The organism is Flavobacterium paronense, from assembly GCF_030409795.1.
GTDB classification, from domain to species: Bacteria; Bacteroidota; Bacteroidia; order Flavobacteriales; family Flavobacteriaceae; genus Flavobacterium; species Flavobacterium paronense.
Window position 1 is genome coordinate 547,840 of record NZ_JAUFQN010000019.1, and the last position, 17,506, is coordinate 565,345.

Sequence of the window (17,506 nt, forward strand, 5' to 3'; positions counted from 1 at the left end):
AGAAGTAATTCTGGATTTTTTATTTAAAATTTGTTGTTAGTGTATTACTTTTTTGCTGACCACCATATCGTTATCTAAAGTAATTTTAACAATATAAACACCGTTAGGATAATTGAACGCATCAGAAAATTGTTTTTTGATTTCTTTTAACGAAAAGCTATTGATATGTTTCCCGCTAACATCATAAAGATCAATTTCTTTTATAAACTCATTTGACTCTACCAGAATAGTATTATTAGAAATCGTAGCATATGTTTTAATTTCATCAGGGTTGTTTGTTCCTAATGCATTGTTGATATAAACTACTTTAAATCTATTATTTATTACTCCGGGTTCAGAAGTGAATTGATAAGGATTTGTTTTTAAGTCATGCGTTATATTTAGCAAATTATCTTTCACATAAATATCCTGAGAAGTAAATAATCCATCAACTCCGGCAATAGCTATTGAGTAATTTCCTTGTGTTGGGATGTTTACTCCAATTGACACTTCATCATTTGAGTCAAAAGGTAAACTTCTTCCTTGAATAGAATATTTAGTGTCTTCCATTATAGAATAAATTAAAGGGCCACTTGTAATTTCTGTTGCGCAATCATAGAAACTATCCCTACCCATTGTAGCATTTTCGATATAACCAAATAATGTTCTGTGAGATTGATTGTTAGCATTAACGATGTCTAACCAAATTCTATTTCGTTCTATAGCATTTACGTCAATTGCAGCATTGGTAGTTAAATTTGGTGTTTTATAAAAAACATTATTACTAAAGGTTGCGCTTCGTAAACTATTGTTGAAAGTCACATTTTCTAGGCCTATTGACTGTGGACCATCAATCATTTGTACAAAAAATCCTTGACCAGCACCTATGAATAAATCAGCTGGAGCTGCCGGACAACAACTCATTCCTGAATAATTATATTCTAAATAATCTCCAGCGGAATAATTATAAACATAAGTACCATAAAAAGGGCTACCTATATTTGCTGGTAATAGTCCATGAGTCCATAATCTAATGTTTCCTTCAATTTTTGTTTTATTGTCATATAAAAACCGTCCACCACTCATTGCAGATGGATATGGATTTCCTAATAAATTCCAATTATCACTGATGTTTGTTATTGCTACTCCATTAGTACCATAATGAATTACAGGGTTTTCATCTGATCCTCTTTCTATGGGGAACGTTATGGTTCCGTTATTTGGCACACCAGTAAAACTTCCGTAAAGAGTATTGAATGTTGTATTGTTAAAAGGCGAACCGCTAGGAGCTCTTGCAATATATCCTTTTCCGGGAATCATAGTGTTTCCGGCAGCCCATTGCCAATTTCCTTGAGTGCCGTTTGAATTTGCTACAGTTGTGTTCCATTTGTATATTAATCCAAAAGTATAGGGCAATACGATGTTACTCACATTAAAATTGGCAACAGGTGATGACCAATAGCTATAATCTAGGGTTCTAACACTTGGCGACTCTCTTTTGTAAGTTATATTTCCAGAATTTAAAACATCGTTTATTTGAATCAAACTTGCGCTATTATTGATTGTAAAAATACCTCCGGTTTGTACTGTAACAACATCTGTAATAGTTAAATTTTGATTTGAATTAATAGTTAATTGAGCACTAGGATAAACTAGTAAATTGTATCCAACCCCATCAGGAGCTGCTGAAATTATCGGATCATTTGCAACATCAGGTATTACTACACAGTTGGCACTTGTTGGCACACCGCTTGGTGTCCAGTTATCAGCGACATTCCAATTACTATTTGTAGAACCATCCCATATTTTAGTTCCACTAACTGTCACAAGAACATTATCGGTATATTTTAAATTGGTCCCGCTGCAAAGAGCATAAGTAACTTCTGCTGTATACATAGTTGTAACAGAAGGACATACATTTACAACATCGGTTGTTCCTACCACAGCACCTGAAGTGCCGCTTCCTTCATACCATTTTATAGAGGTTAAAGATGGACCTGACGGGGTAAATCTCCAGGCTTCATTTGTAGTTGCCCAATTGGTATCTAATCCATTTCTACCAGATGCAACAACAGCTGCTGTTCCTGTTGAATTTTGAACACCTACAATAGCGTTACCATTATTCCAAGTTCCACAAATGTTTTTTTCTTTTATGTAAACATCTATAACATTAGTATTTTCATATAATACAATCATACCAGTATATAAACTAGAATTACAAGTTGAGGAAAACATTGGGATATTGTCCCAAGATGCTACTAATGCTCTACATCCTGTATTTAAAGTAATTAATTCCCATCCAACTTCTCCTCCTTTACCAGGGTCAATATCATGATAGACCCCAAAAATTGAGTTTTTAAAAAGGGAAGTACTTGGTAAGTTTGTATTGAATGACCATCCTGAATATCCACCAGCTATATTATTTGTAGTATCAAATGTTATTACTCCATTAGAACCGATTAAACATTTTGTGTAATTAGTGCCATAAAAACAGAAGTTAAAAGGTAAATTAATAGTTGGAGACCATTTGTCATCTACGTTAACACTTACTGGGTTTTGTAGGCAAGTATATTGATATGGAGGAGCATATGGAATTGAAGAAACGGTATAATCAGTTGCCTGATTTAATTGCAAATAGGTAGCTTCTAAATTTGTACAAGTTGACGCTGAACAAATTACTGAAGCAGGATCAGCACCACTTAGTCCTTGTCCTCCTGCAATAATAGATGGACATTCAAGTGTAGTTGTGCCTGTTCCGTTTCCAACAGCACAAGGTGAATAATTTGTTGGGCCAAACCATGTACTATAATCAGTACCTCCACAATACGCACGTACCCAAAAATAATAGTCTTGGCCCGTTATTAAACCAGTAAGCGTTACTCCATTCACACCTGCGGATGTTGTACCAGTTGGAGTTGAACTCGCTGTTGGAGGTGTATTAGTGGTCGTTATATAATATTGATAACCGTTAGATGATGGTGGAGACGTATTTGCCCAATTTACCGTCGCGCTAGTTGCTGATATAATAGTGGCATATAAATCGGATGTAGGAGGACAACTTGGAGTGGTTGCACAAATACCAAATGTTCCATTATTGTCATTTCCATATTCCCATACTCTGATGAATATAGTTTGTCCAGGCGTTAAACCAACCATTGAGATATTAGACATTGACCCGTTATTGCTATCATCATCATCACACTCTAGCAAAGTCAATGAACCGCAAGTTCCAGAATAAAATGCCATGCCACTATCAGTCATAACTCCAGATTGAGTATCTACTGTAAGAACTCCTGATGCAGGTACTACTGCTGAGAACCATACATCACCACCAGAATAATTTGCACATCCAGGGGCTGTAACACCACCTGAAGCAGCAGCGCCAGAATTAGTGTAAGTAGAATAACTACAAGTTGTATTGACTGTTAAGGCAATTGCACTACATGGGTCATCATTTGCAAGAGGTGGTGTTGGACAATTAATAGTAAAATTTATATTACCTCCAGACGTAGATTCAGGATCTAATAAAATATAATATTGTACACCAGCTGTTAATGTAAAACTTGGGCTAGTTACAGCACCTGACATTGCATTTATACATGTCCATCCCGAACTACTACATCCTGCTGAAACAGGTTTGAATTGATAGTCAATATAAGTAAATGAACTCGATTGAGTTATGGTAAAATTCCCAGTAGAAGCAGGTGTAAAAGTATAAATTTTTTCTACTCCAGGGGTTATCCATCCACATGAAGAAGGGCTGTAGCCTCCACTACCAGATGCTATCGTAACACTATTGCTTGATCCACAAGCTGCAATATTTGAAATTGATGTACAAGGGTTAAAAGGAACAACACAAGTTCTGGAAATAGTAAATGAGCCAGTGTCAGTGCTTGTTCCTGCTGAATACCAGTTGGCAATGTAAACATAATAGTTAACCCCAACAGCTGTTGTAAATGTGTAAGATTCTGTTCCGCTTGAAAGAACTGAATCTTCACAAGCAATATTTGTTAAACCTGCACAACTTCCACTTGAAATTGATAGTTCAATGTCATTATTAGTAGTGGTCACTGAAATAGTACTTGAATTGCCATCACCTGTAAAAGTGTACCAAACACCATAATTACTCATGATACAGCCAGTACCTTGCGCGTAATTCGCTGCTAGAACCGTTGTTCCTGTCAAATTTGAAGTTCCACATGGCAATAAAGTTGCATTTGCACATTGGTTATTTGAAGGAGGTACAGGTGTAGTTACACAAGCTGTAAAAGTACCAGTATTTGTTGAATTTCCGTTACTATAAATTCTTAGATAATAAGTTGCGCCAATGGTTAAACCAGTTAGCGTTGTGGTTTCAGCATTTGCTCCACCAGTTGCATTAACACATACCCTTGAACTCAATCCAGTACAGATACCATTAAATACTTCAAAAACAACATTGTTAAGTGTTATAGGTGTAACAGTTACTACATGACTAGTTCCAGTCGCAACAAATCGGAACCAGACATCATCATCTGCAGTACCAGTACAGCCTGCTTGTGATTGTGTTGCGCCAGTCGTTGTTCCGGTTGTACTAATTACACAGGTAGAATTTGGATTTACAGTTAATAATACTGCACCCGAACAATTGTCATTTGTTAATGTTGTGGTTACTGTGCCATTTTGATAAGCACTATTACAACTACCATTGCTAGCTCTCACTCTATAATAATATACAGTTCCGCCAGTTAGTCCAGTTAGAGAATAAGATGTAAGAGTCCCGGTTGAAAAAGGAGATCCTGCAATTGGTGTTGAATACCCAGAATCACTATAAACTTCTAAAGTATAATTTATAGTCGCTGCACTTCCTCCAGCTGGTGAAGCTCCCCAAGTTATTGTACAGCCTGTTCCTGTTATTGCTGAGTTTACAGGAGCACTTGATATAGCCGCAACGCATGTAATAGCATTATTAGTTAATGGTGATAATGTGAAATAATATGGTGCTCCAGAACATGCATTGTTATAAGAGAAAATATAGTAATAATATTTAGTGTTACTGGTTAATCCTGTGTCGGAGAACGATATGGCAAGACTAGTTACAACACTGCCTTGTAATACTAGTGTTCCAACTCCAAGAGCAGTTGAATTAACTGCATACGTTGTTCCATTTACAAGTGATGGTGGGGTTGCGCTCGTGCTTCTAACTATTAAATAACCACTTGGTGAAGGACTAGCAGCTGTAAAAGAACCAGCTATTGAAGTAGCTGTTATAGCAGATAAAACCAAAGATGTTGGCTGAGCAGAAGGAGTTGCACATGCCGTTAGCACAGAACCTGTTAAATAACCACTATCACAACTTGTATTATTTGCTTTAATTCTATAATAATAGGTTGTAGATGCATTTAATCCAGTTACAGGATAAGTTATAGCAGTGCCAACAGCAAAAGGAGAACCCGCTACAGGAGTAGTATAACCAACATCGGTATATACTTCAAGAATATAACTAATAGTAGCAGCACTACCACCAGCGGCAGAAGCCGTCCAACTAACAGTAAAACCAGAGCCAGTAATAGCAGAATTTACAGGAGCAGTTGGTGCCAAAGGACACGTTATAGCGTTGTTGGTTAAAGGCGTAGTTGTTAAATAAAATGGCGTTCCAGTACAACTTGCGTTATAGGAGAAAACATGATAATAATATCGAGTGTTGGTAGTTAAACCAGAATCAGAAAAAGAGACTGCATTACTAGTGACTGCACTACCTTGAATAACTCTAGTTGTACCTGGTGCAAGCCCTGTAAACCCAATTGCGTAAGTAGTTCCATTGGTAAGAGATGGAGGTGTTGCACTAGAACTTCTTACAATTAAATAGCCACTTGGAGCTGGGGAAGCTGCAATAAAGGCACCATTTAATGATGTACTGGTAAGTGTATTGAATGTTAGTGAGGTTGGTTGAGCAGATGGAGTAGCACATGTTGTTGGAACAGAACCAGTTAAATAACCACTATCACAACTTGTATTATTAGCTTTGATTCTGTAATAGTATGTAGTTGAAGCATTTAATCCAGTTACAGTATAAGTTAAACCAGTACCAACAGCAAATGGAGAACCTAATACAGGAGTTGTATAACCAGCATCGGAATATACTTCAAGGCTATAATTAAAAGTCGCAGCACTACCACCAGCGGCAGAAGCGGTCCAAGTTACAGTAAATCCAGAGCCAGTTATAGCGGAATTTACAGGGAGAGTTGGTGCAACAGGACATGTTATTGCATTATTGGTTAAAGTCGTTGTTGTTAAATAAAATGGCGTTCCGGTACAATTGGCGTTATAAGAGAAAACATGATAATAATATCGAGTATTACTTGTTAATCCAGAGTCTGAAAAAGAAACGGCATTACTGGTGATGACACTACCTTGAATTACTAATGTTCCCACACCAAAAGCACTGGACCCAACAGCATATGTCGTCCCATTAATGGGAGCTGGAGGCGTTATACTAGTACTTCTGACAATTAAATAGCCACTTGGTGCAGGTGATGCTGCAGTAAAAGCTCCGTTTAAAGAAGTGCTGGTAAGCGTATTAAAGGTAAGAGCAGTTGGCTGTACAGATGGCGTTGCACATCCTGTTAGTACAGATCCAGTTAAATAGCTACTATCACAACTGGTATTGTTAGCTTTAATTCTGTAATAGTAAGTAGTCCCAGCATTTAATCCCGTTACAGTATAAGTTAAGCCAGTTCCAACAGCAAATGGAGAACCTGCCACAGGAGTTGTATAACCAGCATCGGAATACACTTCAAGAATGTAACTAATAGTTGCAGCGCTACCACCAGCGGCAGAAGCAGTCCAAGTTACAGTAAATCCGGAACTAGTTATCGCAGAATTTACAGGAGCAGTTGGAGCAACAGGACAAGTTATAGCATTGTTGGTTAAAGGTGTTGTAGTTAAATAAAACGGAGTTCCGGTACAACTTGCGTTATAAGAGAAAACATGATAATAATAACGAGTATTGCTAGTTAAACCAGAGTCAGAAAAAGCGACTGCATTACTAGTGACAGCGCTACCTTGAATAACTCTGGTAGTTCCCGGAGCAAGTCCTGTAAACCCCACAGCGTAAGTAGTTCCATTGGTAAGTGTTGGAGGTGTTGCACTAGTACTTCTCACAACTAAATAGCCACTTGGCGCAGGTGATGCTGCAGTAAAAGTGCCATTTAAAGAAGTGCTTGTAAGCGTATTAAAGGTAAGCGCGGTTGGTTGAGCAGCTGGTGTCGCACATCCTGTTTGTACAGAACCTGTTAGATAACCACTGTCACAACTAGTATTGTTAGCTTTGATTCTGTAATAATATGTAGTGCCCGCATTTAATCCCGTTACACCATAAGTCAAGGGAGTACCCACAGCAAACGGAGAACCAGCTACAGGAGTTGTATAACCTGAGTCGTTATATACTTCAAGAATATAACTAATAGTTGCTGCGCTACCACCAGCGACAGATGCTGTCCAGGTTACGGTAAAACCAGAGCCAGTTATAGCCGAATTTACTGGAGCAGTTGGTGCAGCAGGACATGTTATTGCATTGTTGGTTAAAGGTGTTGTTGTTAAATAAAATGGAGTTCCAGTACAATTGGCGTTGTAAGAGAAGACATGATAATAATATCGAGTATTACTAGTTAAACCTGAATCAGAAAAAGAGACTGCATTACTAGTGACAGCGCTACCTTGAATAACTCTGGTAGTTCCCGGAGCAAGTCCTGTAAACCCCACAGCGTAAGTAGTTCCATTGGTAAGTGTTGGAGGTGTTGCACTAGTACTTCTCACAACTAAATAGCCACTTGGCGCAGGTGATGCTGCAGTAAAAGTGCCATTTAAAGAAGTGCTTGTAAGCGTATTAAAGGTGAGTGAGGTTGGTTGAGCAGATGGAGTTGCACAAGGAGGAGGAGGAGAGTAGACGCAAATCGAACCAAACATGTCGTTGCTACTATTAAAGCGTTGAATTCTAATTAAATATCTAACGCCAATAGTTGTGGCATATGTAATAGTTTCTGCTATACCTGCACCATTAGCATCAGCACAAGCAAGTGATGTCATTCCAGTTGAACATGATCCAGTAAATAAATGCAGTACTGCATCTCTTGTGGTAGGAGTGTATGTTATTGTTGTCGAAGTCGCGATAGCATCAAACCAACCCCAAGCATCATCATCATCAGATGCATTACATCCAGTGGCGCCATTCCAATAATCGGTAGCAAAAGTTGAATCAAATGTCACAGAAGAACAACTTGTACCAACAGTTAATTGGCCAGCAGCTCCAGTACCACATCCGCTTAATTGAGCATGAGCATTATTAAATAAAAATAAAAATAAAAATAGGAGTAGTCTAATATCTATTTTACCTAAAACAGACGATATAGATTTTTTGTTTTTTGAGTAGTTTCTTTTCATATCATTTATCTTTTAAATAATACTAAATTTATTCGTTAGTATTGCTTTATTGTCATTAGCTACAAATCATTAAGATAGACTTAATTGTTTCAATAATGATTTTCTTCCTACAAAATTAATCTATAATACACTCTACCCAAATTAAATAGATATTAAGCGAGAATAACCGTTGAATTGCAACTTTTAAGATATGTATTAGGGGGTATTTATAAAAAAATCAAGCTTTTAGAGTTTTTTCAGTTTTAGCTCAAAGTAAATAAGTTATTTTATGGTTGAAAATCAGTTGGTTATAAAATATTGATATAACGTTAGCTTATATAGTCTCATGTATTTACTCAACGAATAAAATCTTATATTTGGATTCTAAAAGATTGTTTATTTTTAGTATGAATTTATTTTTGCCATGTATATTGTTATTTGCAACAACTCTCTTCTCTCAAACTAATTTTGAGAAGGCAGAAAAACTATTTAATCAGGGAAAATATGCATTAGCCAAACCACTTTTTGAAAGTGTACTTGTTGACAATCAAAACCATCTTAAAACTTTAGAGTATTTAGGCGATATAGAAGGCATTGATAAATCTTGGGATAAAGGAATGTTTTATTATGGAAAATTAAAAACGCTTAATCCTAAAAATGCTACTTATTTTTATAAATATGGCGGTTGTCTTGGAATGAAAGCCAAAGAGAGTAACAAATTTACAGCCCTTGGAATGATTGGCGATATAAAAAAATCTTTTGAGAAAGCTATACAATTAAATCCAAATCATATAGAAGCACGCTGGGCATTAATAGAGTTATACCTTCAATTGCCGGGAATTGTAGGTGGAAGTGAGCGTAAAGCGGAAAAATATGCCAATGAATTACTAAAAATTTCTCCTGTTGATGGTTATCTTGCTAAAGGCAGCATTGCTGAATATTTTAAAAGATATAAAGATGCTGAGAAAAACTATAACAAAGCGATTGCCATTAGTGGTTCAAAAACGAGTTATCAAAAATTAGCTGATTTATACAAGAACAAAATGAACCTTCCCGAGAAAGCCAAAATAGTACTAGAAAATTATCAAGAAAGAAATAAATCATAATGAGAACTCATTTCATAGCCATTGGCGGAGCAGCCATGCACAATCTTGCTTTAGCATTATACAACAAAGGATATCAAGTAACAGGAAGCGATGACGCTATATTTGAACCATCCAAATCACGATTAGAAAAAAAAGGATTATTGCCAAAAGAAATGGGTTGGTTTCCTGAAAAAATCACTTCCGATATCGAAGCCATAATTTTGGGAATGCATGCCAAAGCAGATAATCCTGAATTGTTGAAAGCACAGGAATTAGGGTTGAAAATCTATTCTTACCCTGAGTTTTTATACGAACAATCTAAAAATAAAACCCGTGTTGTAATTGGTGGGTCACACGGAAAAACTACCATCACTTCTATGATTTTGCATGTGATGCATTACCATACTATTGAAGTTGATTATATGGTTGGAGCACAATTAGAAGGTTTTGATACGATGGTTCATTTGACACACGAAAATGATTTTATCGTTTTGGAAGGTGACGAATATTTATCATCACCAATTGACAGAAGACCAAAGTTTCATTTGTACCAACCTAATATTGCTTTGCTATCCGGAATTGCTTGGGATCACATCAATGTGTTTCCGACGTTTGAGAATTATGTAGAACAATTTGAAATTTTTGTCAATCAAATTACCAAAGGCGGAATTTTAGTCTATAACGAAGAAGACGAAACCGTAAAAAAAGTAGCCGAAGAAACAACCAATACCATCAGAAGGTTGCCCTATACAACACCAAGTTATACAGTTGAAGATGGAATAACTTTATTGGACACACCAGAAGGTCCAATGCCAATTGAAGTTTTTGGAGCACATAACCTGAACAACCTTGCTGGTGCTAAATGGATTTGTCAAAATATGGGCGTTGATGAAGCTGATTTCTACGAAGCCATTGCCAGTTTCAAAGGTGCGTCCAAACGTTTGGAAAAAATAGCCGAAGGCAAGGGAAAAGTAGCTTATAAAGATTTTGCACATTCACCAAGTAAAGTTTCGGCAACGACTAAAGCTGTAAAAGCACAATATCCTAACCGAAAATTAGTAGCTTGTTTGGAATTGCATACCTATAGCAGTTTGAATCCTGAATTTTTGAAAGAATATGAAGGAGCGCTTGATGCCGCTGATGTAGCCGTAGTTTTTTATTCGCCTGATGCAGTTAAAATCAAGCAACTTCAAGAAATAACCCATGACCAAATCGCACAATCATTTAAGCGTGATGATTTGATTATTTATACTGACCCTGCTGATTTTAAGGAGTTTCTTTTTACTTATGATTTGAATAACTCGGCTTTACTCTTGATGAGTTCAGGAAATTATGGTGGATTGAATTTTGATGAGGTGAAGGGATTGATTAATTAAATTAAAATTCTTACATTTATCATTATTTATGTAATGATGAGTGAACAAAATTTTTCTATAAAAAACTGGGCAGAAGATGATAAGCCACGCGAAAAGCTAATGCTAAAAGGCAAAACAGCTCTGAGCGATGCCGAGTTGGTCGCCATTCTAATTGGTTCGGGAAGCCGGAATGAAAGTGCGGTTGGATTGAGCAAACGAATATTAGCAAGTGTAGATAATAACTTAAATGCTCTAGGCAAATTATCCTTAAAACAATTAATGGAATTCAAAGGAATAGGCGAGGCAAAGGCTGTTTCTATCGCTGCTGCTTTAGAGCTGGGCAGACGACGCAGAGCTGAAGAAACTGTAACGCTTCAAAAAATAACTTCAAGCAAAGCCGTTTTTGAAATCATGCAACCTATCATTGGTGAATTACCACATGAAGAATTTTGGGTTTTATATCTTAATAATTCCAATAAGATTACCTACAAATCACAGCTGTCAAAAGGCGGAATCACAGGAACCGTGGTGGATGTACGATTAATATTCAAAACCGCTTTGGAACAGAATGCAATTTCTGTAATTTTGACGCACAATCATCCTTCGGGCAAACTTCAGGCAAGTGATGCCGATAAGGATATTACCAAAAAATTAAAAGTAGCAGGCGAACAATTAGACATCAAAGTCCTCGACCATATTATTATCACTGAAACCGGTTATTTCAGTTTTCAGGACGAAGGCATTTTTTAAAATGAAAAATATAACAGACATTTTCTTTGATTTAGATCATACCCTTTGGGATTTTGACGCGAATTCTATATTGGCTTTTGACAAAATATTCGCAACACATCATCCAACTATTGATACCAATACTTTTATTGAGATATACGCACCTATAAATCAAGCGTGTTGGAAGTTGTATCAAGTAGATAAAATGACACACGAAGAATTGCGCTATTCCAGATTAAGGCAATCTTTTGATGCTATGAATTACACGATTTCTGATAACGATATTGATTATATATCGGAAAAGTATATTGAGTTTATGCCCGATAATAATAAATTGTTTGATGGTGCTATTGAAGTCTTGGAATATCTAAGTGCAAAGTATAAACTGCATATTATAACCAACGGCTTTGCAGAAGTGCAAGGTAGAAAAATGAATAATTCCGGCTTGAATACGTACTTCAAAACGATTACCAATTCGGAAATGGCAGGCGTAAAAAAGCCCCATCGGAACATTTTTGAATATGCGCTCTCTTTGGCTAAAACCAATAAAGAAAACTCAATAATGATTGGTGATTGTATCGATGCTGATGTACGTGGTGCTATAAACTTTGGAATGAAAGCCATTCTGTTTGATGAAAAAGGAATCTATGCAGATGAAGGACTTCATACTATAAATCACTTATTAGAATTAAAAAAAATATTGTAAAATGAAATCGAAGATTATTGCATTAGTTCACCGCCAAGGCAGTTCGGGTCACGAATACCTATTAAAAACAACCCGCATGAGTAAGAAAATAGTATTGTTGTTTATTTTAATCTCAAGCTATGCATTTTCGCAAAGTGTAAACAATTATCAATATGTAATTGTGCCAGTAAAGTTTGATTTTTTTAAAAAAGATGACCAATACGGACTCAATACATTAACTAAATTATTATTGCAAAAATATGGTTTTAAAGCGTATTTAGCCACAGATAAAATTCCGTCTGAAATAGAGAATCAAAGATGTGATTTTTTGTATGCTGATGTTATAGAAAACAACGGTATGATGATGACTAAATTGAAATTAACTTTGAAAGACTGCAAAGGGAAACTTCTTTTCGAAACTCAAGTTGGTGGCAGTCGGGAAAAAGAATACGCAATTTCATATAATCAAGCATTACGTGAAGCCGGAAAATCCTTTGATAAATTGAATTATAAATTTAATGGGAACAGTGGAGGCAAACACGAAGAAGTAGCGGTCAAAACTGAAGCTACAATTCCAAAAAAACCTATTGAGGCAACTGATATTTCTAATCTTTATATTGAACCGCTATTTGCTAAACCTTTCGGAGAAAATGGATTTCAATTATTGACAAATAATACTGATGTTCCCACATTTGTAATGACAATTTATAAAACATCATCACCAGATTGTTATCTTGTAAATAATGGTGTTTTGCTTCGAAAATCGGGCAAATGGTTTTTAGAATACTATAAGGAAGACAAGTTAGTTTCTGAACTACTAACTGTAGTAAATTTAAATTAATACCCATATTTATCTTTCCAGCGATTCTTCAGGAAGTTGCGCAATTCGTTTTCACGAGCATTGTTTCCGGGTTTATAGAAAGCTGTGTTTTTGATTTCATCGGGTAAATATTCCTGCTCCGAAAAATTGTTTTCATAGCTGTGTGAATATTGGTATTCTTCGCCATAACCCAATTCCTTCATCAACTTGGTTGGCGCATTTCGAAGGTGAATTGGCACCGATAAATCACCTGTTTGTTTTACCAATTGCTGTGCATCTCCAATAGCCATATAACTCGCATTACTTTTAGCCGAAGTTGCTAGGTAAACCGCACACTGACTCAAAATAATTCTACTCTCGGGATAACCAATGGTTGAAACCGCCTGAAATGTATTGTTTGCCATGATAAACGCTGTTGGATTAGCATTGCCAATATCTTCACTGGATAGAATTAGCATACGTCGGGCTATGAACTTTACATCTTCGCCGCCTTCAATCATGCGGGCCAACCAATATACCGCGCCATTTGGATCGCTTCCTCGAATAGATTTTATAAAAGCGGAAACAATATCATAATGCTGTTCTCCGGTTTTATCATACAGCACCGTATTTTGTTGCACTAATTCCAATACTTTTTCATTGGTTATCATAATTGGACCTTCAGGACTTGCGTTTACCACCAGTTCAAAAATATTTAATAGCTTTCGTCCATCGCCACCAGAAAGTCGAAGTAAGGCTTCGGTTTCTTTTAGTTTTATTTTTTTGGATGCCAAAAAGGTATCTTCTTTCATCGCTCGATTTAATAAAGCCAATAAATCTTCTTTAGAAAACGGATTCAAAATATAAACCTGACAACGTGACAAAAGCGCCGGAATGACCTCAAAACTTGGGTTTTCGGTTGTGGCACCAATCAGTGTTATCCAACCTTTTTCTACAGCTGCCAAAAGTGAATCCTGTTGCGATTTACTAAAGCGGTGAATCTCATCGATAAACAGTATTGGATTTTTCACTGTGAATAATCCGCCACTAAGCTTGGCTTTGTCAATCACATCACGAATATCCTTTACACCACTATTTATAGCACTCAGTTCGTAAAACGGACGATTACTTTGTTTGGCAATAATCTGAGCCAATGTTGTTTTTCCGGTGCCGGGTGAACCCCAAAATATCATAGATGGAATTATACCATTAGCCAATTGTTTTGTCAAAGAACCATTTTCACCAACAAGGTGAAGCTGACTAATATAATCTTCTAATCGCTGTGGTCTGATGCGTTCGGCAAGTGGTGCTTCCATGTTGTAAATGTAAATATTTCTGCCAAAATATCATTATTTTAAATTTGGCTGTATTTTTGACAAGAGCAAAACGTATTTTTAATTTTACTATGAACGATTATCATCATTTTAAGTTTACTCCATCTGTATGGTTAGTGCCGGCACTGCTAATAATTATGATGTGGTCCGTTTTCTTTTTTGAAAATAGTTTTAATGTTGATTTGATTTCATATGGTATTTTGCCTAGAACTATTTCGGGTTTGCAGGGTTTAATTTTCAGTCCGTTTCTTCACGGAAGTTTAAATCATATTGCCAACAATTCTATTCCGTTGTTTATATTAACTACAGCCTTGATTTATTTTTATAGAAACATTTCATTAAAAATATTGATCTATGGCGTTTTGCTTTCTGGATTAATAACATGGGTTATAGGTAGAGAATCCTATCATATTGGAGCCAGTAGTCTTATATATGTTTTGGTTTCTTTTATTTTTTTTAAAGGGATGATGACACAATATTATCGCTTGATGGCTTTGTCAATGGCCGTTGTGCTATTTTATGGCGGAATGATTTGGTATGTTTTCCCGGATATCGACAAAACGATTTCTTGGGAAGGACATTTAGCAGGTTTGATAACTGGATTTTTCTTTGCCGCTTATTATAAAACACCCGATTATAAAAAGGACATTCAATACAATTGGGAAAAACCAGATTTCAATCCGGAAGAGGATGCTTTTATGAAGCATTTTGATGAAAACGGAAACTTTGTCAATACACCTGAACCTGAAGAGAAGGCTGAACAAGATATTCCAACAACTACAATCAATTATGTATATGATTTTAAAGAGAATACCAATTTAAACCATTAAGAAATTAAGTTCCATTAAGTCTTAATTTAACTTAATTTCTTAATGTTTAAAAAAGCAAGTTATTATTGTCTTTGTCTTACTGTTTCATAAAGAAAAGCACCACAGGCAACAGAAACATTTAGTGAACCAATACTTCCAAACATTGGCAGTTTAGCTTTTTCATCAACAATTTTTAATACGGATGGATTTATTCCACGGTCTTCGCTTCCCATAATAATGGCGACAGGTTCGTTTAGCGAAATATCGTAAATGTTTTGGTCTGTTTTTTCGGTTGCTGCAACAGTTTTTATACCGCTACCCTGAAGGTAAAAAATGGCATCTTTAATATGGTCAACTTTGCAAATGGGCACATTGAATACTGCACCAGCCGAGGTTTTTACCGTATCACCATTAACAGGCGCAGAACCAGTTTTTTGAACTATTATTCCATCAACACCAGTACATTCGGCAGTTCTGATGATAGCACCAAAGTTACGCGCATCACTTAATTGGTCAAGAATTAGGAATAATGGAATTTTGCCACTTTCTACAACCGTATCTACCAAGGTTTCCAATTTGACAAAAGTAATAGGAGCAATGGTTGCTACAGCACCTTGATGATTATTTGGAGTTAGTCTATTCAATTTTTCAACGGGAACATACGAGAAATTGATACTATTTTTTTTCATCGCTTTCATCAATTCCTGCATCAAATCGCCTTGAGCATCAGATTGAATAAAGACTTTGTCAATTTCTTTCCCAGCTGTAATGGCTTCAATTATTGCTCTAATTCCAAAAATTTGGTTTTCTTTTTCCATGGCGCAAAGATATAAAAAAACCACCCCGTTTTTAACGAGATGGTTTTAGATTATAAAAATAGTCTAAGATTAATTAACGTCCCAGAATAATTTTGTTGTTAAAGTATTTCCACCGATTGCAGTAGAAGCCGCTTCAAGGTTTGAAGCATTTAATGTTTCTTCTCTTGCAGGATAAGTGTATCTTGTTGGAACTTGATTTACTTCAGCATCATCAGGAGCAGTTAAAACTGGGAAATCCAATCTTCTGTATGATGTCCAGCATTCAAATCCACGGTTGTATAATCCAAGGTAAGCTTGTTCACCTATTTTTTGTTTCCAATTACCGGTAGCAGTTGCATAAGCCACACTTGGTTGCGCTAAATAAGATGCAATATCCTCACTAGAAACACCCCAGTAGTTCATAGAAGCAGTAATGGCAGCATCATAATGAGACGTTGAAGTACCGCCTACAGCAATACCTCTTTCAACAGCTTCAGCTAAAAGGAATTCAACTTCAGCGTTGTCCATAATTAAACCTTCAAAAGTTGGTTCTAATAACATATCTCCAATATGAGAGAAGTTGTCAAAATTATTACTTGATCCAGGAGTTCCTCCTTCATAGATATCTCCAATTTGAGTAAAGAACTTTGCTCTTCTTGGATCGTTTAATCCATTCATTTTCTCTATTACAGTACTTGTTGGAACAAAGTCATTTCTTCCGCTTGCTACAACATCAACAAATACAGGGTTTGCATTTGGTTGTGCTGATAAGTATTTTAATGCGGCGTTATCACTATTGCTAGAGATTACCCCATCAGCTACTGCTGCTAAAGCTTGAGTAGTTGCATAAGCATGATCAACATCGTCTAAATTAATAGCTAATTTTAATCTTAATGAATTAGCAAATAATTTCCATTTTCCTGCATTACCACCATAAACTAGATCAGCAGTTCCAAAACTATCATAACCTGAATCTAAAGATGCTGAAGCAGCAGTTAATTTAGCAATTAAGTCTTTGTAAATAGTTTCACCATCATCATATTTTGGATTAGGAAAAGCTTCAATATCTAATGATTCAGTGTAAGGTACATCACCAAAAGTATCTACTAATACAGAATAAGAATAAGCAGTAAGAATGTCAACTATGGCAATTCTGTTGGCGTTTTCAGCTTCTTCAGCCGGAGTTGCTGGTTCGTATAGTTGTAAATAACTTTTAGATTCTTTCAAATCTCTTAATACATCTCTATACATAACCGCCCAATGATTGTCTGGAATTGTTCTTGTTCCGATATCATAGTTACTTTCGTCAGTATAAGTTGTTTCGGTCCATTGTTGTGTGAACAACCTAAAAACATTGAAGTTTACACTAGTGCTTACCATTTGGTCAACAACGTTCTTTTGAGCGTTGGTAAAGAGGTAAGCTGCAGGTACAACAGTGGCATCTTTTGTATTTTGGTTTAGCCCTGTTATATCGTCAGTACAGGAAAATATACCTGTAAGGACTACAATCGTTAATAATATCTTTTTCATTTTT

At 36.1% G+C, this 17,506-nt stretch carries 10 protein-coding genes; 6 read left to right on the forward strand and 4 right to left on the reverse strand.

Annotated features, from left to right (window positions below):
* Positions 1-36: 36 nt before the first annotated feature.
* The gene (locus QWY90_RS04020; RefSeq protein WP_290284577.1) at positions 37-8,400 is read right to left on the reverse strand and encodes a RemA C-terminal-like gliding motility protein; all 8,364 of its coding nucleotides are present in this window, start codon (positions 8,398-8,400) and stop codon (positions 37-39) included.
* Positions 8,401-8,756: 356 nt separating this feature from the next.
* On the opposite strand from QWY90_RS04020, the gene QWY90_RS04025 reads away from it, so the two are divergent.
* From QWY90_RS04025 to QWY90_RS04045, 5 genes are read left to right on the forward strand one after another with little or no spacing between them, the layout of a single operon-like run.
* The gene (locus QWY90_RS04025) at positions 8,757-9,485 is read left to right on the forward strand and encodes a tetratricopeptide repeat protein (protein WP_290284578.1); all 729 of its coding nucleotides are present in this window, start codon (positions 8,757-8,759) and stop codon (positions 9,483-9,485) included.
* Positions 9,485-10,840, forward strand: a complete 1,356-nt coding sequence (locus QWY90_RS04030; RefSeq protein WP_290284579.1) for a UDP-N-acetylmuramate--L-alanine ligase — start codon at positions 9,485-9,487, stop codon at positions 10,838-10,840. Before QWY90_RS04025 ends, QWY90_RS04030 begins: the two co-directional genes overlap by 1 nt.
* 36 nt (positions 10,841-10,876) lie before the next feature.
* Positions 10,877-11,569 carry a RadC family protein gene (gene radC / locus QWY90_RS04035; protein WP_290286925.1) on the forward strand — a complete coding sequence of 231 codons (693 nt, stop codon included), beginning with the start codon at positions 10,877-10,879 and terminating at the stop codon, positions 11,567-11,569.
* A 1-nt stretch (position 11,570) separates the two neighbouring features.
* On the forward strand, positions 11,571-12,254 hold the full coding sequence (locus QWY90_RS04040) for a YjjG family noncanonical pyrimidine nucleotidase (RefSeq protein ID WP_290284580.1): 684 nt from the start codon (positions 11,571-11,573) through the stop codon (positions 12,252-12,254).
* A 1-nt stretch (position 12,255) separates the two neighbouring features.
* Entirely contained in the window at positions 12,256-13,074 is an 819-nt protein-coding gene (locus QWY90_RS04045) for a hypothetical protein (RefSeq protein WP_290284582.1), read from the forward strand.
* Here the strand turns inward: QWY90_RS04045 and QWY90_RS04050 are convergent.
* A complete protein-coding gene (locus tag QWY90_RS04050; protein WP_290284583.1) occupies positions 13,071-14,348 on the reverse strand; it encodes a replication-associated recombination protein A in 1,278 nt (425 codons plus the stop codon). The two genes, QWY90_RS04045 and QWY90_RS04050, sit on opposite strands and share 4 nt — an antisense overlap.
* Positions 14,349-14,437: 89 nt before the next feature.
* On the opposite strand from QWY90_RS04050, the gene QWY90_RS04055 reads away from it, so the two are divergent.
* Entirely contained in the window at positions 14,438-15,196 is a 759-nt protein-coding gene (locus QWY90_RS04055) for a rhomboid family intramembrane serine protease (protein WP_290284584.1), read from the forward strand.
* 62 nt (positions 15,197-15,258) lie between these two features.
* Here the strand turns inward: QWY90_RS04055 and rlmB are convergent, their stop codons facing one another.
* On the reverse strand, positions 15,259-15,993 hold the full coding sequence (gene rlmB / locus QWY90_RS04060; RefSeq protein WP_290284585.1) for a 23S rRNA (guanosine(2251)-2'-O)-methyltransferase RlmB: 735 nt from the start codon (positions 15,991-15,993) through the stop codon (positions 15,259-15,261).
* Positions 15,994-16,062: 69 nt separating this feature from the next.
* The gene (locus QWY90_RS04065; RefSeq protein WP_290284586.1) at positions 16,063-17,502 is read right to left on the reverse strand and encodes a SusD/RagB family nutrient-binding outer membrane lipoprotein; all 1,440 of its coding nucleotides are present in this window, start codon (positions 17,500-17,502) and stop codon (positions 16,063-16,065) included.
* Between the last annotated feature and the right edge of the window lie 4 nt (positions 17,503-17,506).

Coding starts and splice junctions, on each gene's coding strand:
- QWY90_RS04020 (WP_290284577.1), bottom strand. CDS start 8,400: ATGAAAAGAAACTACTCAAAAAACAAAAAATCTATATCGTCTGTTTTA.
- QWY90_RS04030 (WP_290284579.1), top strand. CDS start 9,485: ATGAGAACTCATTTCATAGCCATTGGCGGAGCAGCCATGCACAATCTT.
- radC (WP_290286925.1), top strand. CDS start 10,877: ATGAGTGAACAAAATTTTTCTATAAAAAACTGGGCAGAAGATGATAAG.
- QWY90_RS04040 (WP_290284580.1), top strand. CDS start 11,571: ATGAAAAATATAACAGACATTTTCTTTGATTTAGATCATACCCTTTGG.
- QWY90_RS04045 (WP_290284582.1), top strand. CDS start 12,256: ATGAAATCGAAGATTATTGCATTAGTTCACCGCCAAGGCAGTTCGGGT.
- QWY90_RS04050 (WP_290284583.1), bottom strand. CDS start 14,348: ATGGAAGCACCACTTGCCGAACGCATCAGACCACAGCGATTAGAAGAT.
- QWY90_RS04055 (WP_290284584.1), top strand. CDS start 14,438: ATGAACGATTATCATCATTTTAAGTTTACTCCATCTGTATGGTTAGTG.
- rlmB (WP_290284585.1), bottom strand. CDS start 15,993: ATGGAAAAAGAAAACCAAATTTTTGGAATTAGAGCAATAATTGAAGCC.
- QWY90_RS04065 (WP_290284586.1), bottom strand. CDS start 17,502: ATGAAAAAGATATTATTAACGATTGTAGTCCTTACAGGTATATTTTCC.